Origin of the sequence: Phenylobacterium zucineum HLK1 (assembly GCF_000017265.1) — a bacterium.
GTDB classification, from domain to species: domain Bacteria; phylum Pseudomonadota; class Alphaproteobacteria; order Caulobacterales; family Caulobacteraceae; genus Phenylobacterium; species Phenylobacterium zucineum.
In genome coordinates, this window is record NC_011143.1 from 153,517 (window position 1) to 179,921 (window position 26,405).

The 26,405-nt window shown below is 68.9% G+C and carries 25 protein-coding genes; 15 read left to right on the top strand and 10 right to left on the bottom strand.

What is annotated here, in order from left to right; all coding sequences use genetic code 11:
* Positions 1 to 337: 337 nt before the first annotated feature.
* The 6 genes from PHZ_RS22880 (at position 338) to PHZ_RS20330 (ending at position 4,379) form a co-directional block, all read left to right on the top strand.
* The gene (locus PHZ_RS22880; RefSeq protein WP_041374493.1) at positions 338 to 691 is read left to right on the top strand and encodes a hypothetical protein; all 354 of its coding nucleotides are present in this window, start codon (positions 338 to 340) and stop codon (positions 689 to 691) included.
* Positions 692 to 891: 200 nt separating this feature from the next.
* Positions 892 to 1,539 (top strand): LemA family protein, encoded by a 648-nt coding sequence (locus PHZ_RS20315; protein ID WP_012520381.1) that lies wholly within the window; start codon positions 892 to 894, stop codon positions 1,537 to 1,539.
* Positions 1,536 to 2,324: a TPM domain-containing protein gene (locus PHZ_RS20320; RefSeq protein WP_012520382.1), complete on the top strand. Its 789-nt coding sequence runs from the start codon at positions 1,536 to 1,538 to the stop codon at positions 2,322 to 2,324. The genes PHZ_RS20315 and PHZ_RS20320 overlap by 4 nt, the downstream gene beginning before the upstream one ends.
* A 1-nt stretch (position 2,325) precedes the next feature.
* Entirely contained in the window at positions 2,326 to 2,598 is a 273-nt protein-coding gene (locus PHZ_RS23695) for a hypothetical protein (RefSeq protein ID WP_049758498.1), read from the top strand.
* Positions 2,583 to 3,026 carry a TPM domain-containing protein gene (locus PHZ_RS23700; protein WP_049758499.1) on the top strand — a complete coding sequence of 148 codons (444 nt, stop codon included), beginning with the start codon at positions 2,583 to 2,585 and terminating at the stop codon, positions 3,024 to 3,026. The genes PHZ_RS23695 and PHZ_RS23700 overlap by 16 nt, the downstream gene beginning before the upstream one ends.
* Positions 3,027 to 3,122: 96 nt before the next feature.
* Entirely contained in the window at positions 3,123 to 4,379 is a 1,257-nt protein-coding gene (locus tag PHZ_RS20330; protein WP_012520383.1) for an MgtC/SapB family protein, read from the top strand.
* Here PHZ_RS20330 and PHZ_RS22885 read toward each other — a convergent pair.
* Positions 4,332 to 4,694: a hypothetical protein gene (locus PHZ_RS22885; RefSeq protein ID WP_148217027.1), complete on the bottom strand. Its 363-nt coding sequence runs from the start codon at positions 4,692 to 4,694 to the stop codon at positions 4,332 to 4,334. The genes PHZ_RS20330 and PHZ_RS22885 overlap by 48 nt on opposite strands.
* Positions 4,695 to 4,847: 153 nt before the next feature.
* Here PHZ_RS22885 and PHZ_RS20335 point away from each other — a divergent pair, with 153 nt between their 5' ends.
* Genes PHZ_RS20335 through PHZ_RS20345 form a run of 3 tightly spaced genes read left to right on the top strand, consistent with a single transcriptional unit; the run spans position 4,848 to position 8,604 of the window.
* A complete protein-coding gene (locus PHZ_RS20335) occupies positions 4,848 to 6,206 on the top strand; it encodes an MBL fold metallo-hydrolase RNA specificity domain-containing protein (RefSeq protein WP_012520384.1) in 1,359 nt (452 codons plus the stop codon).
* Complete coding sequence (locus PHZ_RS20340; protein ID WP_012520385.1) at positions 6,203 to 7,729, top strand: thymidine phosphorylase family protein; 1,527 nt, start codon at positions 6,203 to 6,205, stop codon at positions 7,727 to 7,729. Before PHZ_RS20335 ends, PHZ_RS20340 begins: the two co-directional genes overlap by 4 nt.
* A 20-nt stretch (positions 7,730 to 7,749) precedes the next feature.
* Entirely contained in the window at positions 7,750 to 8,604 is an 855-nt protein-coding gene (locus tag PHZ_RS20345; RefSeq protein ID WP_041374494.1) for a ribose-phosphate pyrophosphokinase, read from the top strand.
* A 761-nt stretch (positions 8,605 to 9,365) separates the two neighbouring features.
* On the opposite strand, the gene PHZ_RS20350 is transcribed toward PHZ_RS20345, so the two are convergent.
* From PHZ_RS20350 to PHZ_RS21980, 8 genes are all read right to left on the bottom strand, one after another.
* A complete protein-coding gene (locus tag PHZ_RS20350; protein WP_012520387.1) occupies positions 9,366 to 10,007 on the bottom strand; it encodes an exopolysaccharide biosynthesis protein in 642 nt (213 codons plus the stop codon).
* 175 nt (positions 10,008 to 10,182) lie between these two features.
* Positions 10,183 to 11,304, bottom strand: coding sequence for an MFS transporter (locus PHZ_RS20355; protein WP_041374495.1), 1,122 nt, complete (start codon positions 11,302 to 11,304; stop codon positions 10,183 to 10,185).
* Between the two features lie 50 nt (positions 11,305 to 11,354).
* Positions 11,355 to 13,742 carry a heavy metal translocating P-type ATPase gene (locus PHZ_RS20360; RefSeq protein ID WP_012520389.1) on the bottom strand — a complete coding sequence of 796 codons (2,388 nt, stop codon included), beginning with the start codon at positions 13,740 to 13,742 and terminating at the stop codon, positions 11,355 to 11,357.
* A 42-nt stretch (positions 13,743 to 13,784) separates the two neighbouring features.
* Positions 13,785 to 14,444, bottom strand: coding sequence for a methyltransferase family protein (locus PHZ_RS20365; protein ID WP_012520390.1), 660 nt, complete (start codon positions 14,442 to 14,444; stop codon positions 13,785 to 13,787).
* 11 nt (positions 14,445 to 14,455) lie between these two features.
* Positions 14,456 to 14,662: a DUF2933 domain-containing protein gene (locus tag PHZ_RS20370; protein WP_236611943.1), complete on the bottom strand. Its 207-nt coding sequence runs from the start codon at positions 14,660 to 14,662 to the stop codon at positions 14,456 to 14,458.
* 826 nt (positions 14,663 to 15,488) lie between these two features.
* Complete coding sequence (locus PHZ_RS22305) at positions 15,489 to 15,806, bottom strand: TFIIB-type zinc ribbon-containing protein (protein WP_012520392.1); 318 nt, start codon at positions 15,804 to 15,806, stop codon at positions 15,489 to 15,491.
* Between the two features lie 165 nt (positions 15,807 to 15,971).
* Complete coding sequence (locus PHZ_RS22310) at positions 15,972 to 16,463, bottom strand: hypothetical protein (protein ID WP_148217028.1); 492 nt, start codon at positions 16,461 to 16,463, stop codon at positions 15,972 to 15,974.
* 333 nt (positions 16,464 to 16,796) lie between these two features.
* Complete coding sequence (locus PHZ_RS21980; RefSeq protein ID WP_049758502.1) at positions 16,797 to 17,444, bottom strand: RNA polymerase sigma factor; 648 nt, start codon at positions 17,442 to 17,444, stop codon at positions 16,797 to 16,799.
* A gap of 455 nt (positions 17,445 to 17,899) precedes the next feature.
* Between PHZ_RS21980 and PHZ_RS23865 the strand changes: the two genes are divergently transcribed.
* Positions 17,900 to 18,307, top strand: coding sequence for a transposase (locus tag PHZ_RS23865; protein WP_407946781.1), 408 nt, complete (start codon positions 17,900 to 17,902; stop codon positions 18,305 to 18,307).
* Positions 18,308 to 18,749: 442 nt separating this feature from the next.
* On the opposite strand, the gene PHZ_RS20385 is transcribed toward PHZ_RS23865, so the two are convergent.
* Positions 18,750 to 20,291, bottom strand: a complete 1,542-nt coding sequence (locus tag PHZ_RS20385) for an efflux transporter outer membrane subunit (protein ID WP_049758503.1) — start codon at positions 20,289 to 20,291, stop codon at positions 18,750 to 18,752.
* Between the two features lie 206 nt (positions 20,292 to 20,497).
* Here PHZ_RS20385 and PHZ_RS20390 point away from each other — a divergent pair, with 206 nt between their 5' ends.
* The 5 genes from PHZ_RS20390 (at position 20,498) to PHZ_RS20410 (ending at position 26,395) form a co-directional block, all read left to right on the top strand.
* The gene (locus PHZ_RS20390) at positions 20,498 to 21,439 is read left to right on the top strand and encodes an HlyD family secretion protein (protein WP_407946778.1); all 942 of its coding nucleotides are present in this window, start codon (positions 20,498 to 20,500) and stop codon (positions 21,437 to 21,439) included.
* A 100-nt stretch (positions 21,440 to 21,539) separates the two neighbouring features.
* Entirely contained in the window at positions 21,540 to 23,147 is a 1,608-nt protein-coding gene (locus PHZ_RS20395) for an ATP-binding cassette domain-containing protein (RefSeq protein WP_148217030.1), read from the top strand.
* 14 nt (positions 23,148 to 23,161) lie between these two features.
* Complete coding sequence (locus tag PHZ_RS20400; RefSeq protein ID WP_236611944.1) at positions 23,162 to 24,238, top strand: ABC transporter permease; 1,077 nt, start codon at positions 23,162 to 23,164, stop codon at positions 24,236 to 24,238.
* Complete coding sequence (locus PHZ_RS20405; RefSeq protein WP_041374498.1) at positions 24,238 to 25,341, top strand: ABC transporter permease; 1,104 nt, start codon at positions 24,238 to 24,240, stop codon at positions 25,339 to 25,341. Before PHZ_RS20400 ends, PHZ_RS20405 begins: the two co-directional genes overlap by 1 nt.
* Positions 25,342 to 25,378: 37 nt before the next feature.
* Positions 25,379 to 26,395: a hydroxyacid dehydrogenase gene (locus PHZ_RS20410; protein ID WP_012520400.1), complete on the top strand. Its 1,017-nt coding sequence runs from the start codon at positions 25,379 to 25,381 to the stop codon at positions 26,393 to 26,395.
* The last annotated feature ends 10 nt before the right edge of the window (positions 26,396 to 26,405 follow it).

The following is a 26,405-nucleotide window of genomic DNA, read 5'->3' on the forward strand; positions in this document are numbered from 1 at the left end:
ATGATGCCAGCACGCCAGCCCGGTCCGGAGGCGCCCGGCTCCCCTGGGCAGGATGCCGCTAGGGACGAATAGCGGCGCCGCCCCGGATCCGGACGCCCCCACGTAAGGAGAGACCAGGTCCTGCGTCATGGAAGCGACGCCGGGGGCGTGCGGCGATGGCGCCGAAGCGGACCTTGGCCAGGCAGCGGCGACACGCGCCGTTCATCCAACGCCGCGAGGCAGGAATGACATCCGAAGTTCGGAGTATGGTCCAACCCTCGGGCGGGTGGAGCTCACGCACAAGGTTCCACGCCCAATGACAAAGTCCAGCAGACACCGCGGTTCGGCTCCTGCAGCCGTGATTGGCCGCACGCTTGGCGGTCCCGAGGTCCGCGCCGCTCGCTCGCCTACGGCTGCGGGACTGACGCTGTCGGCCGTCCGGGCGTTCGGCGGCGAGACGCACGAAGCGTTCGTGCAGGCCTGCACGCTGCAGCGTGAAAGCCTGCAGCACGCCGAGCACCGGCTGGCGGGCCTGGCCGGGCAACTGGCGAGCGTCCACGAGCTCGACGCGGCCCTGCGCCTGAAGACACAGATTACCGAGTGCCTGGCTGACGCCGCCGATGCCAATGTTCGGATCTGGGCCGATCTGGTGCAACAGGTGCGGGCGGGCTGTGGTCGCTTCCAAGCCGGTCCCGGATCACCCTCTCACTGAACGCTCCGCCTGGCCGGTCCACGCCGACCTCGCCCTGTCACGAGCGATCCACCCCGGTCTTGGCGGGCCAGCCGGCGGCGTCCCTCCTGACCCTCGGAGGAAGGCCTCGGTTGGCGCAGGTGTAATCCGCTCGCGCCCCTGGCGTCTCTTGCTCGACAGCCAAGCTGCTTGTTGGCGACGCATGTCCACGGGAGAGCGACGTGGCATCACTGATCCGACGTCTAGCGCGTCTGAGCGCGCTGTTCTTGATACCCATCGCCCTGGCGGGCTGCGGGATCAACACCATCCCGACCAAACAGGAGAAGGCGCGGGCGAGCTGGGCGGACGTGCAGAGCCAATACCAGCGCCGCGCGGACCTGATCCCCAATCTGGTGGAAACGGTGCGCGGGTATGCGGCGCAGGAGCGCACTGTGTTGCGCGAGGTCGTGCAAGCCCGCGCCTCGGCGACCCAGGTCCGGGTCGACGCTTCGACTGTCACCGACCCGGCCGCGTTCCAGCGCTACCAGGCGGCTCAGAACCAGCTCACGGGCGTCCTTGGTCGTCTCCTGGCGATCAGCGAGAATTATCCGGACCTGAAATCCAACCAGAATTTCCTGGCGCTTCAGAGCCAGCTCGAGGGGACGGAGAATCGGATCGCCGTCGCGCGCCGCGACTACAACGAGGCGGTGCGTGACTACAACACCAGCCTGCGCACCTTCCCCACCATCATCTGGGCGAAGACCGCCTATGCGTCCGCCCAGCCGATGCAACTCTTCCAAGCGACGCCGTCGTCCCAGGCGGCGCCGTCGGTGAGTTTCGCCCCGCCGGCGCCGAACACGGACGCTGCCCCCGCCGCGCCTCCGCAATGACGATCCAGGCGCGCTCGCGATTCGCGGCGGCCCTGTCGCTGCTTGTCGGTTTGCTCGTTTGCACCGCCGCCGCCGCGGCGCTGACCTTCCCGAGCCTAACCGGTCGGGTGGTGGATGGCGCGAACATTCTGTCGGCGCCGACGGAAGCGGCGCTGACCGCCAAGCTGGAGGCGCTCGAGGTCCAGACCTCTCGGCAGCTGGTGGTGGTCACGCTGCCCTCTCTGCAGGGCCAGGAGATCGAGGACTACGGCTACCAGCTGGGCCGGGCTTGGGCCATCGGCGAGAGGGGACGCAACACCGGGGTGCTCTTGATCGTCGCGCCGGCAGAGCGACGCGTCCGTGTCGAGGTGGGCTACGGGCTGGAAGGCGTGCTGACTGACGCGCTGGCCACCGTGATCCTGCAGGAGCGGGTCTTGCCCCGGTTCAGGTCCGGGGACTTCGAGGGCGGCGTCGTCTCCGGCGCGGACGCGCTGATCGAGCAGCTGTCGTTGCCGGACGGTGAGGCCAGGGCGAGAGTCGCAGCCAGCGCCCAGCAGCAGACAAGCGCCGACGGTTCCGTACCGACCATCGTCCTGGTCCTGCTTGGACTTTGGGTGGTGATGGGGATTTTCGGGATGATCACCGGCCGGCGAGGCCACCGCATGGACATGTGGCTGCTGCCGCTTCTTCTGCTGATGAGCGCCGGTCATGGTGGCCGCGGTCACGGCGGCCGAGGACACGGCGGCGGGGGATTCCGCGGCGGTGGCGGTTCGTTCGGCGGCGGCGGCGCCTCGGGACGCTGGTAGCATGCTTCTGACCTCAGCCGACCATGAACGCATCGCCGCCGCGGTCGCCGCCGCGGAGGCCAAGACCCGCGGCGAGGTCGTCTGCGTGGTGATCGACGAAGCTTCGCCCTATCCCGAGACGCCGCTCGCCTGGGCTGCGTTCGGCGCGCTCGTTCTGCCCCTGGCGGGCCTGGCGTTGCTGAAAGTCACCGCGGCGCTGCGCCACTTCGACGCGCCGGGCGGTTGGGGGCTGCGCAAGCCGCGGCTCCGCATGCGCCGGTGCTCACCGCCCTGACCGGCTACGCCTTGCTGCAATGCCTGTTGTTCGTGGGCATCTTTGCGGTCGCCTTGGTCCCGCCCGTCCGCCGCAGCTTGACCCCCAGCTTGCTCAAGCGGGCGCGGGTGCGCGAGCGGGCCGTGCAGCAGTTCTTCGCAAGCGGCCTGCACAAGACTCGTGAGCGGACGGGGGTTCTGATCTTCGCCTCGCTCGGCGAGCGACAGGCGGAAGTCCTCGCGGACGTGGGCATCGATGAGAAGGTGGCGGCTTCAGACTGGGAGGCCGCCATCGCCGACCTGGTCGCGGGAGTCAGGGCTGGCCGGCCGGCCGATGGTTTCGTGGCGGCCATCGAACGCTGCGGTCGGCTGCTGGCGCAGCACTTCCCCGCAGGATCGGACAATCCTGACGAATTGCCGAACGCGCTCGTCGAGTCGCCGCAGCGTTAGGGCAAGCGGCTCGGTCCCTGACAAGGCCCCGCTCTGCGGCGAGATGACCCCTCAAGGGGAGCGGTTGTTTGCCATTGTTCGGAGGCCCTGTTGTCGATGATCGAGATCCTGGGGCGACTGCTTGTCTCCCTGGCTGTGGGGTTGCTGATCGGCCTGGAGCGGGGTTGGCGCAGCCGCGACGCCCCGGAGGGCGGCCGCGCCGCCGGCTTGCGGACGCTTGGTCTGGCCGGGCTGCTGGGAGGCGTCCTGGCCGTGATCGGTGGCGCGTCCGGCGTCCTGCTGGTCGGCTTTGGTCTCCTGGCCCTGGCGCTGGTCCTGACGGTGTTCCAGGTTCTGGAGGCGCGGGCGACGGGAAACGCCAGCGCCACGGGCGTCGTGGCGGGCCTGCTCGCCTTCGGGTTCGGGGCGTTGGCCGTGCTCGGCGATCCGGTCCTGGCTATCGCCGGCGGCGTCTCGACGACGGTCATTCTCGCCTTCAAGCAGCCGCTGCACGCCGGCGTCCGCGCCCTGTCGTGGCCGGAGCTGCGCGCCCTCTTCGTGCTGCTGGTGATGACGGCGCTGGTGCTGCCGATCTTGCCGGACCGGACGCTGGATCCCTGGGCGGCCCTCAATCCGCGCCGGATTTGGCTATTGGCGGTGCTGATCGCCGGCGTCTCGTTTGTCGGCTACTTCGCCATGCGGCTGGTCGGCCGCCGCGGCGGGCTGATGATGGCGGCGCTGGCGGGCGGTCTCGCCTCGTCCACGGCGACCACCTTGAGTTTCGCGCGCCTTGTCCGGCAACAACCGCCGCTCTGCGGCTGGCTCGCGGCCGGCACCTTGTTCGCCAGCGGCATGATGGGCCTGCGCGTGGTGGTGGTGGTTGCGGCGGCGGTCGATCGCAGCTTCGCAGTGCAGCTGCTCGGTCCCATGGCCGCGTTCGCCGCCGCGTCCTTTCTGGCGGGCGGCGTGCTGTTGACGCGCCGCCCCGCCGATGGCGTCGACGACCCGGGCCCGCGGGTGGGCAACCCGGTGGAGCTCGGCGCCGCCTTGAAGTTCGCGGCCTTGATCGCCGTCCTCATGCTGCTCGCCAAGCTGTCCGCCCGCTGGCTCGGACGCTGGGGCGTCTATGGTCTGGCGGCGGTTTCGGGGTTGGCGGATGTTGATGCGCTGACGCTCTCAATCGCGGGCATGAGTGCGGCGGAGCTGACGCGATCAGCCGCAACGCTGGCGGTGCTCATCGGCGTGGCGGCCAACACGCTCGCCAAATCCGTGATCGCAGGACTGGTCGGAACGCGCAGGCATGGGCTGCTGGTGGGCGTCCCCGGTCTAGCGGCGCTCCTGGCGGCGGCCGCCGTCTACGCGTTCATCGGTTGAACGGGCCTCCGGCCCTGGCGCCGCGGCGGCGGCCTCCCGGGCCACGAGTTCGTTGGCGCAGGCCGCATGCAACGGCTCCATCTTCTCGGGGGGCACGAGCCGCGTTGTCTTGCCACGGGCGCCGTGATGCCGGGTCCCGCGCGGCGCCATGGCCGGGCCGACGATGGGGCGACAACGTTCATGGAGCTGCGCCGCGTCGAGTTCGTGGCCGGGGCTCATCGGCGACGGCGCGGCATCCGGCGGCGGCGTCTGCCCGGCGGCCGCGCCCGCGGCGAGACTGAGGCAAGCGGCGAGCATGAGGGCGGTGCGGGACATGGGGGATGCGCTCCAGGTTCATGCGAACGATGGAACGCTCCAGGCCAAGTGGCTTTGACCGAGCGCAAAGGCGGACCTGTAATCTCTGGCTGGGCCCGCGCGTCTTGCACCCGATCTGCGACAGCCGCGCGAGCGGCCCTTCAAGGAACACCCATGCTCAGTTTGACGAGTCTCGGCGGGGCCGGGACGGTGACCGGCTCGAAGCACCTGCTCGAACATGACGGCCGCTCCATCCTGGTGGACTGCGGACTCTTCCAAGGACAGAAGGCGCTGCGCGAGCAGAACTGGGCGGCCTTTCCGGTCGACCCCGCCAAGCTCGGCGGGCTGGTGCTGACCCACGCCCACCTCGACCACTCCGGCTACATTCCGAAGCTGGTCAAGGAAGGGTTCCGGGAGCGGATCGTCTCCACCCACGCCACGATGGAGCTCTGCGACATCCTGCTGCGGGACAGCGGGCACATCCAGGAGAACGACGCGGAGTTCGCGAATCGCCACGGTTATTCGAAGCACAAGCCGGCCCTGCCGCTTTATGGCGTACGCGACGCCGAGCGCGCGCTGGAGTTCTTCTCGCCGGCGGACGTGCACAAGCCGATCCAGCTTCCCGGCGGGGCGGAGCTCATGCTGCGGCGGGCGGGCCACATCCTCGGCGCCGCCACGGCCGAGATCGCCTGGGGCGGCCGCAAGGTGGTGTTCTCCGGCGATCTCGGACGTTACGACGATGCGGTGATGCGCGACCCCGAGCCCGTGCCGGAGGCCGATTACCTGATCGTGGAGTCCACCTATGGCAACCGTCACCACGAGGAGACGGACTCCACCGAAGCGCTCGGCAGGGCCATCGAGCGCACCGTCCAGCGAGGCGGGACCGTGGTGATCCCGGCCTTCGCCGTCGGGCGGGCGCAGGCGCTGCTCTATCACATCTGGAAGCTCAAGCAGGCCGGGCGCATCCCGCTGGTGCCGGTCTATCTCGACAGCCCGATGGCGATCGACGCCAGCGAGATGCTCTGCAGCCACCTGGACGATCACCGGCTCACGCCGGAGGTCTGCCGCGCCGCCTGCGCGGTCGCCACCTACACGCGCGACGTGGAGGACTCCAAGGCGATCAACCACAACAGCATGCCGAAAGTGATCATTTCCGCCAGCGGCATGGCCACTGGCGGGCGGGTCCTGCACCACATGAAGGCCTATGGTCCCGACCGCCGCAACCTGATCCTGTTCTCCGGCTTCCAGGCGGCGGGCACCCGCGGCTCGGCCCTGCTCGGCGGCGCCAAGGAGGTGAAGATCCACGGCCAATGGGTCACCATCAATGCGGAAGTGAAGAACCTGGCCATGCTGTCAGCCCATGCCGACGCCGAGGAGATCCTGCGCTGGCTGGGCGGCTTCAAGCGGCCGCCGACGCGCACCTTCATCGTCCACGGCGAGCCGGACGCCTCCGAAACCTTGCGAACGCGCATCGAGGGCGAGCTCGGCTGGAGCTGCACCGTCTCGACGCCCATGCGGAGGTACGAGCTGTGAGCGCTCCGGCGTCGGAGGCTGGCCCGCCCGCCCCGAGGCTCGTGGCGCGTCGCCTGGGCTTGATCACCCAGCATGAAGCCGTGGTGCTGATGCGCACCGACTGTCACGTCTGTCGGGCGGAAGGCCTCTCGGCCAAGGCGCAGGTGGCGATCTCCGCCAACGGCCGCGAAGTCTACGCCACGCTTTACCAGGTCGACGATGACTGGCTCGGCCAGGAGGAGGCGGGGCTCTCGGAATCGCTTTGGGCGCGTCTGGGCGTCGGCGACGGCGCCGAGATCACCGTGCGGCACGCGCCATCGCTCGAATCGATGTCGAGCGTGCGGCGACGCATTTACGGCCAGCGGCTTTCGGACGGTGATCTGCATGGCGTGGTCGGGGACATCGCCGCCGGCCGGTACACCGACATCCATCTGGCGGCGTTCCTGACGGCGTCCTCCGCGCTTGCCCTCGACCACCAGGAGACCGTCGCCCTGACTCGGGCGATGATCGACGCCGGCGAGCGGCTGAGCTGGCCGGGCCCGGTCGTGGTCGACAAGCACTCGGTGGGGGGGCTTCCCGGCAACCGCACGACGCCGCTGGTGGTCGCCATCGTCGCGGCCTGCGGCCTCACCATGCCCAAGACCTCGTCGCGGGCGATCACTTCCCCGGCTGGCACGGCCGACACCATGGAGACCCTGGCCCCTGTGGACCTCGACCTGCCGGCGATCCGCCGGGTCGTGGAGGCGGAAGGCGGCTGCGTTGTGTGGGGCGGGGCGGTGCGGCTGAGCCCGGCCGACGACATCTTCATCCGGGTGGAGCGGGTGCTGGATGTCGACACCGAGGGCCAGCTCGTCGCCTCCGTGCTCTCGAAGAAGATCGCCGCCGGTTCGACCCACGTCGTGCTCGACATTCCGGTCGGCCCCACGGCCAAGGTCAGGACGGAGGACGCCGCCGAGCGGCTCTCCGGAGCCCTCTCGAGGGTCGCTGCCGAATTCGGACTGGCCACGCGCTGCGTGCTCTCGGACGGCGCGCAGCCGGTGGGCCGAGGGGTCGGCCCGGCCTTGGAGGCGCACGACGTGCTGGCGGTGCTGCAGAACCAGGCCGACGCGCCGCCCGACTTGCGTCGCCATGCCTGCGTGCTGGCCGGCGAGGCGCTGGAATTCGGCGGCGCCGCGGCGGCCGGCGAGGGCCTGCGGCTGGCCGAGGCGGTGCTCGCCGACGGCCGCGCCTGGCGCAAGTTCCTGGCCATCTGCGAAGCGCAAGGCGGGCTGCGGACGCCGCCCAGCGCCAGCTACACCCGGCCCCTGACGGCGAGCCGCGGCGGCCGGATCGTTCATATCAACAATCGCAAGATCGCCCGGCTCGCCAAGCTGGCCGGCGCACCGGACGTGAAGGCGGCCGGCGTGCGGCTGATGGCGAGGCTGGGGGACGAGGTGGCCTCTGGCCAGCCCTGGGTGATGATCCATGCCGATTCGCCCGGTGAGCTCGAGTACGCGCTCGACTACGCCAACCGCAACCCGGACTTGATGGAGGTCGAAGCGTGAGCCGCAGACTTGTCCTGCCGATGCCGGGCAACGAGGGCTTCGGCGACCGGATCGCCAAGGCGCTCGGCCTGGAGCTCACGCCGCTGGAAACCCGACGCTTTCCGGATGGTGAGACCTACCTGCGCCTTTCGGAAGGCGTCGCCGGCGCCGAGGTTCTGGTCGTCTGCACCCTGGCCGATCCGGACCCGCAGTTCTTGCGCCTGGTGTTCGCCGCGCGGACGGCCCGCGAACTGGGCGCCGCCACGGTGACCCTGATCGCCCCCTATCTCGCCTATATGCGCCAGGACAAGCGCTTCCACCCCGGTGAAGCGATCACCTCGAGCCATTTCGCCAAGTTGCTGTCGGCCGAGTTCGACCGGGTGATCACTGTCGATCCGCATTTGCACCGGCGCAGGGCGATGTCGGAGATCTATAGCGCCCGCGCCGACGTGCTGCACGCGGCTCCAGCGCTGGCGACATGGATCGCCGCCGAGGTGTCGCGGCCGCTGATCATCGGCCCGGATATCGAAAGCGAACAGTGGGTGTCCGAGGTGGCGACCGCCGCAGGGGCGCCGTTCGCGGTTCTGCGCAAGGAGCGCTTCGGGGACCGGGAAGTTCGCATCGCCTTGCCGGACCTGACGTCTTGGGAGGATCGCACCCCGGTGCTGGTGGATGACATCGTCTCGTCAGGGCGGACCATGATGGAAGCCGCCGACGGCCTGGTGCGCGCCGGTCTCGCCCGGCCAGTCTGCGTCGCCGTGCACGCCCTGTTCGCGGAGGACGCCTATGAGCGCCTGGCGGCCAAGGCGCAACGGGTGGTCTCCACCGACGCTGTGCCCCACGCGAGCAACCAGATCCCGCTGACGGGGCTGATCGCGGAACATCTGCGGGAATGAGTTGCCGATCTGACGCCCAAGCGCAGCCGCCGAGAGGTGTTAGGAGCGCGCGCTATGCCGGGGGGTGATTGCAAGTCTCGAACGCGACGTAGCACGCCGCCGTGCAACATCTGGAAGTCACGAGCGCGCTCGCCGCGCCGCATCAGCGGCGCCGCCGTCACGGGTTCGCAGTTGGGAGTTCGTGGAGGATGAGGAAGGCGGATGAATTCTGGCGGCCGATCGCGAGCGCCCCGCGGGATGGAAGCGCTATCCTGCTCTACGTTTCCACACGCGGGGGAAACCGCGGAGGATTGGATCGGCATAGGCTTTTTTGAACGGCCCGACGACCTTGGCGAGGGCGGCTACTGGAAAGGTGAGAACCCGACCGTGTCCGCCGTTGGGGCCACCCATTGGGCGCCGCGGCCTGAACCACCCGCGGCGCTTGGGTCCCCGGCGCACCGGGGCCCGCCCAAAGCCGCTCTGTGGCGTGTCGCTGCAGGCGCCGCCATCCTCTTGAGTCTTACCTCAGCCGTGGCTTGGCGGGCCGCTACGGTCTCGGCCCGTCGCGGCGCCCCAAGGTTCAAGACTCGGGACAGCAAGTAGCATCAGCCGGGTGACGCGTTCGGGAGAGAGCAACTTCGGCGTCTTAGCCTGACCTGCCCCCATCCGTCGGGGCCGAAGACCGCCAACCCGGTCCTCCTGTGCGCCAGGGCGCCTGTACCCCAAGCTTGCGACCGGGCGTCACTGCGGCGTGTCGCGCGCCGGGCCGACGGGCTTGCAGTTCAAATTCCCAAGACGCCCAGCCAAATGAGGAGCCGGTTGACCGCCGCCATGACGACTTGGCCGCTCAACACAAGGACGCCGAAGCTGATCGCGGCGGTGAGATAGCCGACGACGGCGAGTGCGCCGTCGCGGTGGACCAGACTGAGCCCCAGGATGGCGATGGCCGTCGCCGGGAGGAGGTTTCCGAGCGGAATGGGGAGGATCAGCACCGCAGCGAGCGCCGTGCAAATCAGCCCTATCAGCATGTCTCCCGGCCCGCCGAAAAGGAACGCCAATCTGCGTGTCGTGAGGCGCTCCACCTTGGTGAGCCACGGTCCGATGCGTTGGTAGACATTAGCCAGGGCGGAACGCGCGATGATCCGCCGTCGGATCGATCCGGGAAGCCAGGGTTCCGACTTTCCGCACGCGAGCTGAGGCGCCAGAAGCAGAAGCGGCATGCCGAGCACGGTCGAGCTGCCGGGGGGAAGCGGCAGAAGGTTCGGAATGGCGAAGACGAACAGCGTCGCGCCAAACGCCCGAGCGCCGAAATGGCCGACGAGGTCGTCGATGCTGAGGTCGGCCTCCGGACGTTGGGCAAGCTGCGCGAGCAATGCAGAGAGGGTGACCGATTCCTCGTCTGGACAGAGCTCCGCCTGGCTCATGGCCCGTCCCTTCGCGGTCCGTGAGCCGGGTGGCGAGGCCGCGGTTTCTTGCTGCTCCGCTTCCGCCGTGAGGGTTCAAAACCAACAGGATGACACAGGACTCGCGGCGGCCGGTTCGCCGCTCGCGCTCGGTCCTGGAGACGATCGACCCTCAGAGACTTGGGTCCAAGCGGCTTCAAGCGTCGGCTCCCAGGCGCGCTCGCTTCCAGCCCGCGGCCAAGACGAGGGCCAGGAACGCCGTTGTCCAAAGTGCGACAGGCGCCTCGGCGGCCTGCGAAACGCCGGCGCCGAGCGCGGCGAGCAGCTGTCCTGCGCTGACGGCGGCATACTGCAGGCCCAGTCCCGCGCCCTGCGCGCCCCTCTGCAGCCGCGACGTCAGATAGCTGGCCAGCACGTTGAGCGCCGCGCCGGCGGCCGCCACCACAGCGATCACCAGCGCCAGCGGCCAGAAGCCGCTGGCCAGGGGCGTCACGGCGAGACCCGCGGCCAAGGCGATCAGCAGTGGCCGGAGCAGCCGAACCGCCCGTGCGGCGGAATTGCGGCCGGAGAAGATGATCACTTGGGTCAGGAACATGACCGCCCCGCAGAAGCTCAGCAGCAGGGAGGCTGAGGTGCGGCCCGCATCGTCCGGCCCGAATGGCACGGCCACGGCGATCTCCTGGGCCACGGCCGACCCCGCCGCCACGGCCGACAGCGCGAGCAGCAACGCCCGCGCCCCAAACCGCCCGCGCCCGGCGGCGCCGGTCGCTGCGGCCTTGGGATGGACGGGTTCAACGCCCGCCAGGAGCAGGGCGCCCAGGGCGGCGGTCAGCGCGGGCAGGGCGTAAGGCGCGAGCGGCCCGACCGGCGCAACGGCTTCGCCGATCAAGGGGCCGGCCAGATACCCGGAGAGAACCGAGGCATTCAGCCAAGCGAACCGCCGCGCGCGCGCGTCCGGATCCGACCATCGGTCCGCGAGGTAGGCGAGGGCCGTCGGTGCGACAGCTGCGGAGAAGGCTCCGTCGAGGCCGCGCGCCAGATAGAGTTCGGGGAGTCCGTCGACCAGCTCGCTCGCCACGAACGCCGTCGCGAAGCCTAGCGCGCCCAGCGCCATGATCGGCCGCCGCCCGAGACGGTCCGAAAGCCGACCCCAGATCGGCGCCGCGACGAGAGCCGCGCCGAAGTAGACCGCGGTGATCCCGCCGACATGGCGCGAGCGCCAGGCTTCGCCGCCCGCGCCAGCCAGATCGCTCAGCAAGGCGGGCAGGCGAGGCAGGGCGATGCCGTAGCCGGTGGCCACCGCGAAGGCTGTCACCATGAGGACGGGAAGCGTCGCCCTGACCTGAAAGCGGGATGCCGACGCCCGGCTCAAGCCGCCTGTTCCGCGACTGTAACCGCCGCCGTTCGCCGACCATGCGGGCGTCCTTCGCCGAGGCGAAGACGCTTCAGCAGGAGCGCGTTGACGGCGACCAGCACGGAGCTGCCCGACATGGCGATGGCGGCCACCTCCGGGCTCAGGGTGATGGGATAGAACACCCCGGCCGCCGCCGGGAACGCGACCACGTTGTAGCCCACGGCCCACCAGAGGTTCTGGTGCATCTTGCGCAAGGTCGCTCGTGAGAGCTCGATCGCCTTCACGACGTCGAGGGTGTCGCTGCGCATCAGGACGACCTTGGCGCTTTCGATGGCGACGTCTGTGCCGGCGCCGATGGCGAACCCGACGTCCGACTGGGTGAGGGCGGGGGCGTCGTTGACCCCGTCGCCGACCATGCCGACCTTGTTGCCCTGCGCCTGCAATTCCTTGACCTTCGCCGCCTTGTCGCCGGGCAGCACCTCGGCCAGCACGATGTCGATGCCGAGCTCGCGTCCGATGCGCTGCGCCGTGCCCAGGTTGTCGCCGGTGATCATCGCCACCTTCACGCCCAGGGCCTGCAGTCGCTCGATGGTTTCCCGCGCGGTCGGGCGCGGCGCGTCGGCGATGGCGATCAGGCCGATCACCCGACCGTCCTGGGCGATGTGGGCGACGGTGCGGCCCGCGCCCTGCAACTCGACCGATCGGGCCGCGAGCGGACCCAGATCGATGCCGTTCTCCTCCATCAACATGCGGTTGCCCGAGTAGACCGTCCGACCGTCCACGACAGCGCGAACGCCCTTGCCCTCAAAGGCGGCGAAGTCCGTCAGCGGCGGCAGCGCGAGCCCCTTGGCGCGCTCGAGGACGGCGACGGCGATGTGGTGCTCCGAGCCTTGCTCGATCGCCGCGGCCGTGGCGATGACGGTCGCCTCGTCGAACCCTGGACCGGGGACCACCTGCTCCACCTTGGGCTGGCCCATCGTGAGGGTGCCGGTCTTGTCGAAGATGACGACGTCGAGCTTGACGGCGTCCTCCAACGCGGCGGCGTCCTTGATCAGGATGCCGTGGGCGGCGCCCAGGCCGGTGCCCACCATCACCGCCATCGGCGTGGCGAGGCCGAGCGCGTCGGGGCAGGCGATGACGAAGACCGTGATGGTGAGCGTCAGCGCGAAGAGCAGCGTCTGGCCGATGATCCAGAACCAGACAGCGAAGGTCAGAAGGCCGATGACGATGGCCGCGAGCACCAGCCACTGCGATGCGCGGTCGGCGAGGAGCTGGGCGGGCGCTTTGGAGTTCTGGGCCTCCTGGACCAGCTTCACGATCTGGGCGAGCGCGGTGTCGGAGCCCACCTTGGTGGCGCGGTATCGGAAGGCGCCGGTCTTGTTGATCGACCCACCCACAACGGTGTCGCCGACCTTCTTGGAGACCGGCAGGGACTCCCCGGTTAGCATCGACTCATCGATCTCCGATGCGCCCTCTTCGATGACGCCGTCGACGGGGATCTTGCCGCCGGGCCGGACCACCACAACGTCCCCCACCAGAACTTCGGAGGTCGAGATCTCCACCTCGACCCCCTGGCGGATCACCTTGGCGGTCGGGGGGGCGAGATCCATCAGACGCCGGATAGCTTCCGAAGCGCCGGCGCGGGCGCGCATCTCCAACCAATGCCCGAGCAGGATAAAGACCAGCAGCAGGGCCGAAGCCTCGTAGAAGTTCTCCGCCTCGAAGAAGAAGGTGGTCCCCACACTGAACAGATAGCCGGTCCCGACGCTCAGCAGGACAAGCACGGCCATGTTGAACACGCCGCGCTGCAGGGCTCTGACCGCCGCGATGAAGAACGGCCAGCCCGGCCACAGGATCGCCCCGCTCGCGAGCACGAACAGGACGAGATCCAGGTCCCAGCCGAACGGCGGATTCACCCGCAGGAAGTCCATGCCCATCGGGGCGAGGAAAAAGATCGGCACGGTGAAGGCCAACGCCACCAAGAAGCGGTTGCGCATGTCCCGGGCCATGGCCTGCATGTCCATGCCGGGCCCGTGCCCCATGTCGGCCATGGCGTCGTGCTCGCCGTGGTCGGCGTGCTGCGCCTTCGACGCGGCCTTGCTGGACGGCGCGGCCTTGTTATGCGCGTGGTCGTGACGCGCATCGGCGCTGACCGCGTCCTGGCCGGGCGCGCAGACGTGGCGCGGCACGACTTGCCCGGCGCAGTGGAAACCGCAGTCCCGCACCGCCTGTTCGAGCTCGGTGTCACTGACCAGCGCCTCGTCGTAGGTCACGGTGGCGCTGGCGGACGCGAAGTTGGCGGCGACCTTGCGGACGCCCTTATGGCGCCGAAGGTGCTTCTCGATGACCAGAGGATCCAGCGGCGTGCGGAATCCGGAGACGTCGACTGTCGTGGTGCGCATAGGCGAAAAACTCGCAGGTTGCGGCGCGCGGAAAGCGCCGGATCAGGCGGGGGAACGCTTGGCGTTCTGGGACGGACGCAGCCGTGGGATAAAGGCTGGGGTCGTGCGCTTGTAGGCGGCATAGGCCTCGCCGAAGCGCGCGGCGGTCTCGCGCTCTTCGCTCACGGCCAGGCGCCAGTACATGAACACCAGCACCGGGAACAACGCGAGCGTGAGCAGGGTCGGCCACTGCAGCAGGAAGCCGAACATCACCAGGACGAAGCCGACGTATTGCGGATGCCGCACGCGGCTGTATGGACCCGTGGTGGCCAGCGTGCCCTCCCGCTGTGCACGGTAGAGCACCGGCCAGGCCGCCGAGATCGCCCAGAAGCCGCCGCCGATGAAGGCGAAGCTCAACAGGTGGAAGGGGCCGAAGTGGGGGTTGGCCTTCCAGCCGAACATCATCTCCAGGAGGTGGCCGGCGTCGTGCGACCACCAGTTCACGCTGGGGAAGCGGCTCTGCAGCCATCCCGAAAGCAGGTAGATCGTCAGGGGAAAGCCGTACATCTCCGTGAAAAGCGCCACCAGGAAAGCGCTGAAGGCCCCGAAGGAGCGCCAGTCCCGCTTCGTCTTCGGCTTGAAGAACGTAAAGGCGAAGAAGATGAACAGAGCGGAGTTCAGGATCACCAGGGACCAGAGGCCGTAGGCGGGCGTGTCGGACATGGCAGCCTCTCTCAGCGCTTGTGTTGATGCGACTGGCCGCCGGTTTGGCCGTCAGCGTCGCCGCCGCCGTGACCCCCGTGTCCACCGTGCATGCCCATGTGCAGCAGCGGGCACAGTAGCAGCAGCAGAAACGGCAGCCAGCCGAGCATGTGGACCCGGTGCTCGCCGACCAGCAGATAGATCAGGCCCGCAGCGAAGGCCGCGATCGTCAGCCCCATGAGGAGCTTCCGCGCTCTCGGTTGCTGCGCGCCCTTCTGAGGCCCAGCTTGCGCATGTTCCATCTGACCTCCTGGCGCGGACGCGCTGCCCACGTTGAATGTTCTGCGCAAACGACGCGGGGGAAGCCGAGAACATTACAGCGGTGTGGTCCTGCTCCCGGGTCCATCCACGCGGTCCTAAGCGCCCCGCATTGGAGACGAGATGGCCTGGACGGCGGGCGCGATCATAAATCAGTCTGCCCGGGGGCTCGTGCCGCCAGGAAGTCCCGCGCGGGCCCACGAGAGGGCTTCCTGCAGCCGCTTCTCCTGGTCGGGAGAGACGGAGGAGCGGATCACCCGGCCCCCGAATGTTGCGAGTCCGGCCAACACCTTATCCGAGGAGTACGGGGGCCCCGTGCGTACTTCCGGTAAGGGATCGGTCAGTGAGGAAATCGCGGCCATGGGTCTGTCAGGGCAAGAACCCTCGAGCACACGACGCAGGCGGCTCCTGTGGAAGGTCGCTCTGATCGTGGGGGCGGGTGTCTCCGCGCTGGCGATCCACTGGCCCGAGGAGCGATCGCGGAATGCCCATGACGACGAGCGGCTTTGGTTCTCGACCGGCCAACGTGACGCTCACGCCGCTGCGCAACGCTGACCGGCTCGTCGGGCGTGGGAGTGCTTCTGGGCGACGGTGTTGCGCGCGAGCATCTAGACGTGGTGGTCGAGGGCGAGCCGGTGTGTTGGAGCCGCTGTCCGACCAGCTGCGGTGAACGCCTCGCCGAGGCGCCCTACGTCCTCCGCTCACCGATGGCGGGGCGCTCTGAATCTCATACCGCCACGCATGGGCTCAGACGTCGAAGTAGCCGCCGAGGAAATTGCGCAGCGAGCCGCCGTGGTGGCCGCCTCCATGGCCACGCCCATGAGCGTGACCGTGATCTCGGGAGCGGCGATAGTCGTCCTGGCGCTGAGGCCCGTCACGCGTTTGCGGTTGGCCGAAGTCTGCCGCCGCCGCATGCTCGATGATCTTGTCCAGTTCGCCGCGATCGAGCCACACGCCCCGACATTTGGGGCAGTAGTCGATCTCCACGCCCTGTCGTTCGCTCATCACGAGGTCGACCTTGCAGTTCGGACATAAAAGGCCGTGCGAGGTCACTTGTTCGGACATGGTCCTGCCTCCGTCGGAGGGTGGGCGGCCGCGGCCCCCGGGCAGACCGATGACCTGGGCTTGTGTGGCGCGGCGGCGTTGAGGTGCGGGTCTGCTTCGCGCGTGGGGCATCCTGACGATCGCAGGTCTGCCGGCCCACGAGGGCCGTGCGCTTTGCGGGCGTTGTCACAGTCGTTCATAACTGAACACCGCCCGCACAGGGTCGTACTTCCGACCGGGCCGGGCGACGTGGAATGTGAGGCGATAACGACCGGGTTGCGGCAGCGCCAGATAGCCGCCGTAGGTTGGCGTCCTGGCGCCTTCGATCGGCCGCAGCGGCATGGATCCGTGTCCGGGATAGCCATGACCTTTGATGTTCAGCATCACGTCGGCATCATCGATCGGTGCGTTCGTCTGCACGTCCCGGGCTTTCAGGGTGACATGATAGAGATTGGTCCGCTCCCCCACGTGTCGGGGCGGCAAAGGCTGGGTATGCGCCGCCGCTTCCGCCGATCGTGTAGCGGCGGCGGGCGCGGCGACGCCGTACTCGAACCTGACCCCCTCCACCACCTGGGATCGACCCCTGACGCCTGGGGAGTCACATGCCGCCGTGGCCGCGGAGACCACCGCGAGCAGCAGCGCGCGGGCGGCGAAAGATCGGGCATGGGGCTCAGACATGTGACCTTCTCTCGAGACTCCACCTTCAGGGTCTCGCGCGATGACGCAGGGCAAGGTCCGCCATTACGTACATGAGGCTCGGAAATACCCGAGAGGTCTTCAAAGGAGTGCTTGCCCGGCGCTAGCGCCGGGAGCCTAGGACGGCGATCAGCGTGGCGCCAGGCAGGAGCCGCACAAGGGCCGCCGCCCAATCGTGCGCTTCGCGCGCGTCGGCGCAGATGGCGACCTCGAAGGCGGGACCCTCGCCGGGGCGATCGAGGCAAATGATATAGCTTTGCATCTGGAGGCGTCCTGAATGGGGGTTGGTGGGCGTGTCGGCGGCTCCCGGCGGAGCTAAGGCTGGAGCAGTTTCTCGGCGCGGGTCTTGGCCCAGCAGTCGGCGAGGGGGCAGGCCTGGCACGTCTCGGCCATGGCCTGGCGCAGGGCGCCTCGGGCGCGGTGCAGGCGCACGGCGGCGTTGTTGGCGGTGAGCTCGAGCCGGCGGGCGACCTCTTTGAGCGGCCGGTCCTCGAGATAGGTCTCGCCGAGGATCTGCCGGTACTCGGGCTTGAGCGCGCCGAGCGCGGCCTTCAGGCAGTCGCTCGGGGCGACGAGATCCGCCTCGTCGTCGGCCGCGTCCGGGGCGGGCTGGACGGCGAGGGCCTCGAGGGTGCGGCGCCGGACCGCGTCCCTTCGGTAGCGGTCGACCACCAGCCGGCGCAGGGAGACGCCCATCCAGGCCTGCGGGCGCTGGACCGCGCCGAGGGTTTCGGCGTGCTGCAGGAACTTGATGGCGGCGTCCTGCCAGGCGTCCTCGGCGTCCTGCAGGCAGGGCAGGCGGCTGCGCAGGAAGCGCAGCTGGCGGGGCCGCTCGGCGGCGAGCTGCAGGGCGAGGTCAGGGGCGCCGCCTTGAGTATCCGACAGCCCGGAGAAAGATTCCCACGGCTGTAATGTTTCGGCGCGCCCAGCGTTGTCGAATTGTGAAGCAGCGGCGTGAAGCATTCGACTTGTCCCTCGATCTGTTCGACGCGAAATCTCAACGCTGAAGGGTGAGGTTTCTTTGATCGGGATCAAGGTTGATCTTTATCTTCCGAGGCAGGGAAATTCTGAGGGATTTCGCCGCTAGGTGCGTAAAACCTAAATCCGGCGAGTCCAGGGTGGCCGCAAGGTTGAGACCGCGCGGCGCGCACCTAACCGCTGCCTCGCCGCCAGGGCTCAGTGACTGAAGAGGACGGGCAAGCGAGGGCTTGCTCTAGGAGCCGGACCCATAACCAGGATTCCGCATACGTTCGAACCGTGATTCACAAGCTTTCAGAGGAGGGCGCGAATGACGGAATTCTGGCCGGCTTAAGCCGTTGCTGCCGAACAAGCCGCGCGGTGTGCCGCGGGCGGATGCGCCGGCCGTCTACCCGACCGAGGAAGACCCTGTACAACCGCTGTGTCCGCCTGCGAAGCTGATGCTCGACAGCACCTGCGCCACGGCGCACCGCTCGGCGGCTGGCGGAGAAGGGGGGGCTCACGCCGACGCCACAGGCCGCTCGCGTGGCGGACGGACCACCAAGCTCCACGCCCTGGTGGACCAACGCGGCCGGTTGGTGGCCTTCGTCGTCACAGCCGGGCAGCGCCGCGACGCCGTTGTCGCCTCCGAGCTGATCGCCAGGACGGCGGACGCCCACAGCCTCGCCCGCGGCACGCGGCCCGTCATCCACTGCGCCTTACCGCAAGCGCCTGCACCCCTTCGACGCCGAGGCCTACAAGCGCCGCAACCTGGTCGAGCGCCTTCTGCGGGCTCAAGGACTTGCGCCGCATCGGAACCCGCTACGACAAGCTCGCCTGCACCCAAGCCGCCGCCGTCTGCCTCTTAGCCATCGTCACTTGGTGGAATGAGACCCGACCCTTAGTCCTGCCGCCCAGGATTCACTCCCTGCCCGGCTGCGCCGGAATGCGCCGGCCGCGTTCAGGTCGCTCTCCATGCGAGAGGGCCACTCTGATCAGCCTTGTCCGCGGCGTCGTGTCGATTCGAGCACCGCCGTGACCCCGTGCCGGGCCAGGCGGGTGGCAAGGATATCCGTCGGCGTCGCCCCATCTCCGAACGCCTGGCGACGCTCACGATGGTGATTTCGCGCGCGCCGCGCTTCTCGCGTGTCCTTCCAGCCGTTTATGATCCGCTCGCAGCCAAGCCTCCGACGACGGGCTAGGCTGCACGTGGATGAGAAGGGTCTTGTAGTCCATCACGGCTTGTCCTGTCCGGTGCGCACCTGGATCCTTCGGAAGCCGTAAGGGCTCCGACCCGCAATCGCGACGCGATCAGCGCTGGCAGGCCGCAACGGTCGTCGCCCCTTCGTCCCAGCCGCCGCCGAGCGCCTTGTGCAGCGCGACGAGATGGATCGAGACGGCGCTCGTACTTTCCACGAGCAGCAGTTCGCTATCGTGCAGCGTCCGTTCCGCATCCAGCACCTCGAGGATGCTGTCGAGGCCGTTCTCGTAGCGCCATCGCGTGAGTTGGAAGGCGGCTCTATTCTGGTCGACGGCGCGCGCAAGCGCCGCGCGGCGGGTCTGCTCCTCGGCAAACGCCGTGAGCGCCCCGTCGACCTCGTGCAGCGCGCCCAGCACGGTTCGCCCGTAGGCGACCCCGGCGGCTTGCGCACGATAGGCCGCCGCCTGCATTCTGGCGCGGCGGCGTCCGCCATCGAGAAGGGGTAGCTGCGCCTGCGGACCGATCACGCCGAAGCGGCTGGCCCAGTCGACCAGGTTGGTCAGGTCCTGCGCCTGGTATCCGCCGGTCGCGAGCAGGGTCAGGCGCGGATACCGCTCGGCGCTAGCGACGCCCTGGCGGGCGACCGCCGCATGCCAGCGCGCCTCCGCCGCCCGGATGTCGGGTCGACGGCAGATGAGTTCCGCAGGCAAGCCAATCGCCACCTCGGCGGGTGGGGCCGGGACCGAGCCGACGGTTTCGAGCTCCGCCCTGAGCGCGCCGGGCTCAAGGCCGAGAAGGCGGCTCAGCGCATTGATGTCCGTGGCGATCTGCCGATCGATCAGCGGGAGTTGCGACTCGATCAGGCTGGACTGCGCCGCCGCTCGGGCGACGTCCACCTGAGTGGACAGGCCAAGTCGCCGCCGGTCGCCCGCGACACGCATGATCTCGCGCGCCGCGGCCAGGTTCTGTGTCGCCGTGGCGCGCTTAAGCTGCGCGCCGCGCAAGTCGATGTAGATCCGACCCACTTCGCCAAGGACGGTGACCTGAATGTCGCGCCGATCCTCGAGCGTGGCTTCGCCGTCGGCGTCGGCCGCCTCCACGGCTCGGCGCACCCGGCCGAAGAGGTCCAGCTCCCAGCTGGCGTCGAACCCCAGCTGGAATTGGCCGTACGGGTTCGCCGGCGCGGCGGCGGGCAGGCCGGCGAGGCCCGGGAGCGCCTCTAGGGCGCCGAACAGCTTGCCGGTCGGGGTATTCTCGCTGACCCGCTGACCCTGCCACGAAGCGACCGCATTGAGGCTCGGCCGTCCTGCGCCGGCGACGGCGGCGCGCTCCGCCCGCGCCTCGGCGATCCGCAGCATCGCCTGGCGAAGATCCAGGTTCGCCTCGCTGGCGCGCCGGATCAGCGAGGTCAGGACAGGATCGTCGAACGCCGCCCACCAATCGGACGAGCGGACGGGCTCTTGGACGGCTCGGCTCGTGGTTGTGGGCGAAGGCTTGGGGGACCACGCGGCCGGCGTCTTCGCCTGCGGACGCCGAAAATCGGGCCCCGCGGTGGCGCATGCGGTGAGCGCCAGGGACGCGAAGGCGATGAGGGGTGCGGCGCGCGCGCCTCTCAACGTGGCCCGGTGCGCCCGCCCGATCTCGAATTCCATTGGCCTCTCCGCGCGCGGGTTCAGTTGGGCGTCGCCCGCAGAGACGCTTTCATCGGGGGCGTCATTACGCCGATCCTGAAATCCGGGAGCTGTAAGCTTATCAGGCGTCAGCGCGTCTTATGTCGGAGGGGCGCGGCGCGCGCAATCTTGGCCAATCGTATGTGGAGAGATCTGTGGGGCTGCCGGCCAGACGCATAAGCTATATCGTGGCCTTGGGCCTGGTTGTACTGGCCGCCGGCTCTGCAGGCCTTTACTGGACGCTGAAGCCGCGCCCGTTGCCGGATCAGGTGATCTATGGAAGCGGCCGGATCGAAGCCGATGAGGTCCGCATCGGTGTCGAGGTTCCGGGGCGCCTCGTCGAAAACGCCGCCGTCGAGGGCCAGACTCTCAAGGCGGGCCAGCTGGTGGCGCAGCTGGACGCCGGGGACTACGAGCTCCAGGCGCTGCGCGCCGGCGCGCAGCGGTCAGCCGCCGAGCTTGCGGCCGCGCAGGTCGGCCCTCAGCTCAACGTCGCCCGGCACCACGCGCAGACCGCGCGCTCCGATCTGCAGCGCTTCGAGACCTTGGCGCCGGCGGGCGCGGTCTCGGCGCGAGAGGTCGATCTCCAGCGGAACAGCTATCAGGCGGCGGCCGAGCAGGTTCGCGCGCTCAGTGCGCAACGGTCAGAAGCGCTCGCGCAAGCCGAGGTGGCCTCCCACAGCCTGGCGCTGGCCCGGTCGCAGATCGCCAAGACCCGGATCTATGCGCCGATTTCGGGGGCTGTGCTGGAGCGGCTGGCCGAGCCGGGGGAAGTGATTGGCGCCGGCCAAGCCGTGGCGGTGATGGCCGATCTCGCGCGCGTAAAACTGAGGGTTTTCATCAGCGAACGCGACCTGGGCAAGATCCGCCTCGGCGCGCCCGTGCGCCTGCGCGTCGACGCCTTTCCCGGGCGTTATTTCGAGGCGCGCGTGGCCCGCATCGACGCGCAGGCTCAGTTCACGCCGCGCGATGTGCACATGGCCGATGAACGCAGCCGCACCGTCTACGGGGTGACGGTCGAGGCGGCCAATCCCGAGGGGCTGCTCAAGCCCGGCATGCCGGCCGACGCCTGGATCTTGTGGAACGGCAAGGCGGGCTGGCCGGCGCGCCTGCAACCGCCGGAGGCGTGAGGTGGCGTCTTCCGCGGTCATCGAGGCGCAAGGACTCGGCCGCCGATTTGGCGCGCGTACGGTCCTCGAGGGCCTGAGCTTCGAAGTCCACGCGGGCGAGGTGTTCGGGATCGTCGGCCCGGATGGGGCCGGCAAGACCACGCTTCTGCAGATGCTGGCGGCGATCCTGCGCCCGAGCGCCGGGACCTGCCAGGTCCTAGGCGTCGATGTCAGACACCGTCCCAGCCTCGTTCAGGCCAGGGTCGGCTTCATGTCGCAGGGCTTCTCGCTGTACGACCGACTGACGGTTGCGGAGAACCTCGCCTTCGCCGCGGCGATCCGCGACGTCCCGCAGCCTGCCTTGGCACCGCGTAAGGCGGAGCTCCTGGCGATGGCCGGGCTGGACCGGTTCCAAAAGCGTCGGGAGGGCGCGCTCTCGGGCGGCATGCGCAAGAAGCTCGCGCTGTGCGCCAACCTTATCCACGAGCCGCCCTTGCTGATCCTCGATGAGCCGAGCCTGGGCGTCGATCCGCTGTCGCGCCGAGAGCTCTGGCGGATTCTCGACCGCGCCAGAGCGGGCGGGCGCACCATCGTGTTCGCGACATCCTACATGGACGAGGCCGATGCCAGCGACCGGGTGATGCTGCTCTCGGGCGGTCGTCCGCTGGCGCTGGGGCCCCCCGGCGAGTTGCGGGCTCGGGCGCAGGGCCGCGTCTATCAGATCAAAGCCTCAAAGGCGGCGGGCCTCGAAGATGCGCTTCAGGCCCAGCCCAAGGTGATCAGTTTTCAGCGCCGCGCGGGCGACGAGCTGCGCGTGCAGATGCGCGACGCCGCCCCGCCTGAGACTGTCGAAGGACTCACCGCCGAGCCGGCCGAGCCGTCGATGGAGGATGTGTTCACGGTCGCCTCGGCGGGACCCGGACCTCCGCCGCCCGAGTCTATGCGGGCTGCGCTTGGGACCGAGGCGCCGGCGCACCGGGCGGACCGATCGGTCATCGACGCCGCGGGCGTCACCCGCCGTTTCGGCGATTTCACCGCCGTCGACGCGGTGACGCTTTCAGTCCGGTCGGGAGAGATCCTCGGCCTGCTGGGGCCGAACGGTGCGGGCAAGACCACCCTGATCCGCATCCTCTGCGGCCTTCTCGCGCCCACCCACGGCCGCGCCCAGGTGGCCGGCTTCGACGTCGCCCGCGAAAGCGCCGAGGTCCGCGCGCGGATCGGCTACATGTCCCAGCGCTTCTCGCTCTATCCGGATCTCACCACGCGGGAGAACCTGAGATTCTTCGCGCGGGCCTACGGGGTGGCGCGCGATGCGCTGGACACCCGCACCCGCTGGGCTGCGCAGCGCACGGGTCTGGACGCCGACGATCAGAAGACGGTCGCCGCCTTGTCCGGCGCCATGCGCCAGCGACTGGCGCTGGCCTGCGCCATCGTGCACCGGCCGGAGGTGCTCTTCCTGGACGAGCCCACCTCCGGCGTCGATCCGCTCTCCCGCTATCGGTTCTGGCGGTTGATCGCCAGCTTGGCGGCCGACGGCATCGGCGTGGTGGTGACCACCCATTACCTCGAAGAGGCGACCTTTTGTGATCGTCTCGGCCTGATGATGGACGGGCGGATGATCGCCCACGGCGCCTTGTCGGACTTGACGCAAACGCTCGGCTTGCAGCGCGCCAGCGTGGAGGATGTGTTTCTGGGCTTCATCGCCCGCGAACGGGCGAGGGCGGCGTGAACCTCCGCCGGCTCTTGGCCTTCTCGCGCAAGGAGGTCCTCGAGATCTCGCGCGATCCCTTCACCATCGGCGTGGCGCTGTTCATGCCGGTGCTGATGCTGTTCCTGTTCGTCTACGGCATCTCGCTCGACGTCGAGAACGCTCCCTTGGTGGTCGTCGACCAGGACAAATCGCCCGCCAGCCGGGAGCTGCAGGCGCGGTTCCTCAACTCCGGCTATTTCAAGCTCAAGGCCGCGCCGGACGACGCTCGATCCGCCGAGCATGCCTTGATGCGCGGCGAGACACGGGCGGCCTTGTTCATCCCGAAGGATTTCGGCCGCCGGCTCGCGGAAGGACAGTCGGCGCCTGTTCAGCTGATCGTCGACGGCACCTATGCGAGCAGCGCCGCCATCCTGTCGGCCTACGGCCGCGCCATCCTCTACGCCTTTCCGGGCGAGCTGCGATCGAGCGTCCGTCCGGAGGTGCGGGTCTGGTACAATCCGCAGCTGCGCAGCCGCAATTTCATCGTGCCGGGTCTCTTCGCCGTCATCCTGATGGCGTTTCCCCCGTTGCTCACGGCGCTGGCGGTGTCGCGCGAAAAAGAGCTGGGGACCATCGCACAGATCTACGCCTCGCCCCTGACCAAGGGCGAGTTCATCACCGGCAAGTTGCTGCCTTATGCGGGGATCGCGTTCGTGGAGCTGCTTATCGTCTTCGCCGGCGGGCTCCTGTGGTTCCAGGTGCCGGTCCGAGGCAGCTTCGCCCTCCTGGTCGCCGTGGGGCTGCTCTATGTCGTCTGCACGGTCAGCATCGGCCTCTTGGTCTCGACTCTCGTGCGCACGCAGCTGGCGGCGATGCTGGTGGCGCTGATCCTGACCATGATGCCGGCCTTTCTGTTCTCCGGGTTCGTCTATCCCATCTTCACGATGCCGAAGGCGTTCCAGGTCTACTCGGCGGCCTTTCCCACCCCCTACTTCCTCGACGTTTCGCGAGGGATTGTCCTGCGCGGGTCCGGACTGGCTGAGCTCTGGCCCAGCATCCTGGTCATCGCCGGCTACACGATCGTCGTGTGTGTGCTCGCCGCCTGGCGCTTCAACAAGAGGATCGCCTGATGCGGGGGCGGCTTGTCGGACTGCTCTCCAAGGAGTTCACGCATTTCCTGCGCGACCCGGTGATGCTGTTCGTCGTGATCTTCCTCTACACCGCCGAGCTGGTGATGTGCACCATGGCCTTGGGCTTCGACGTGCAGAACCTGAAGCTGGGCGTCATCGATCACGACCGATCGGTGGCGAGCCGCGCCTTGGTGGAGCAACTGGTCGCCGGCGACAGCTTCGTGCTCGTCGACCAGTTCTCGGCCATGGGCCAGACCCAAGAGCGGCTGCAGCGCGGAGCGCTGGACGTGGTCGTGGAGATTCCGCCCAATTTCGCCGCCCGGGTCGAGCAAGGCCGAGAAGCTGCGCTGGGCGTCGTGGTGGACGGCTCGAACGGCAACGTTGCGGCGCGCGCCAGAGCCTATGTCATCGAGATCGCCTTGCGATACGCCAGCGAACGCGCGCCGGACGCGGCGCGGACCGTCGCCGGCGTCAGCCCGGAAGTGCGGGTCTGGTACAATCCTGATCTCACCAACACCCGCTTCATGGCCCTCTCGATGCTCGCGCAGGCCGGACTCATGCTGGGCGTGGTCCTGCCGGCGGCGGCCCTGGTGCGTGAAAAACAGGGCGGCACCATCGAGCAGCTGCGCGTGACTCCCACCCGCGCGCATGAGCTCTTCATAGCCAAGGTAGCGCCAACGATTGTCATCTGCACCGGCGCCATCTTCCCCTCGCTGCTGATCGTGACCCTCATGGGCGTGCCCATGCGCGGCGACGTGCCCACCCTGTTGGCGCTCACCGTCGTCTTCCTGCTGAGCGCTGTCTCGCTCGGCGTCTTCGTGGGGATCATCACCAGCACGCTGCAGCAGGCGATGCTGCTGAGCTTCTTCGGGCTTTTCCCGCTTCTGTTCCTGTCCGGGACCATCGCGCCGATCGAGACGATGCCCCCCTGGCTGCAGACGGCCTCGCTGGCCAGTCCGCAGCGACACTATGTCGAGATCGTCGCCGGCCTCTTCCTGAAAGGGGCGGGTCTGGCGGAGCTCTGGGCGCACGCGGCGGCTCTGGTGGGGATCAGCGCCGCCATGTTCCTCGGCGGCTGGCTGCTGTTCCGGCGGCAATGGTGAGACGCGCCGCCAGACTGCGGAAAGGCAGGATCATGTCATGAGAATCGTCGTCTTCGAAGCCGAGGAATGGGAGCGTGAGGCGTGCCTGACCCTTGAGCCTGGGCACACTGTCGCCTGCACTCCCGACGCGCTGGCCGCAGAGGCGGCCGACCTCTTCGCGGACGCTCAGGTGATCAGTCCCTTCGTCAACTCAGACCTCAGTGCGACGGTTCTGCGGCGCTTCCCGCGCCTTGAGCTCATCGCCACGCGATCGACCGGGTACGACCATATCGATCTGGACTATTGCCGGCAGCACAAGGTCACCGTCTGCAACGTGCCGGACTATGGCGACCAGACGGTGGCGGAACATGCGTTCGCGCTCCTGCTGGCGCTGATCCGGCACGTCCCCGAAGCGAGCGCTCGGGCGCGACAGGCCAACTTTTCTCAACAGGGACTGCGCGGGTTCGAGCTCGCTGGCAAGGTGATGGGCGTCGTGGGCGTGGGGCGCATTGGCCGGCGGGTGATCGCGATTGCGCGCGGCTTCGGGATGGATGTGGTCGCCTACGACAGGGCGCCCGACGCCGAGGCGGTAAGAACACTCGGCTTCCGCTACGCGCCGCTGAACGAAGTCCTCGCGACCGCCGACGTCCTTTCACTGCATGTGCCGGGGGGCGCCGGAAGCCGCAGCCTGATCTCGGACGCCGAGTTCGGGCGCATGAAGCCTGGCGCCATCCTCGTGAACACTGCGCGCGGCGGGGTCGTGGACGCGCAGGCTCTGGTGCGGGCGCTGCATTCCGGCCGTCTGGCGGGGGCCGCGCTCGACGTGATCGCCCAGGAGCGGAGGATGCGCGACGAAGCCGAGATCTTCCGAGAGCGCCTGACGCCGTCGCCTGAGAGCCTGCAGGCGCTGCTGGCCGACCACGCGCTGCTGCACATGCCCAATGTTCTGGTCACGCCCCACATCGCCTACAACACGGAGGAGGCGGTGCATCGCATCATCGACACCACCTTGGCCAACATCTTGGCCTTCGCGCACGGGACGCCGCAGAACGTCGTCGCCTCACCGTCGCCGTAATCCGGCGCAG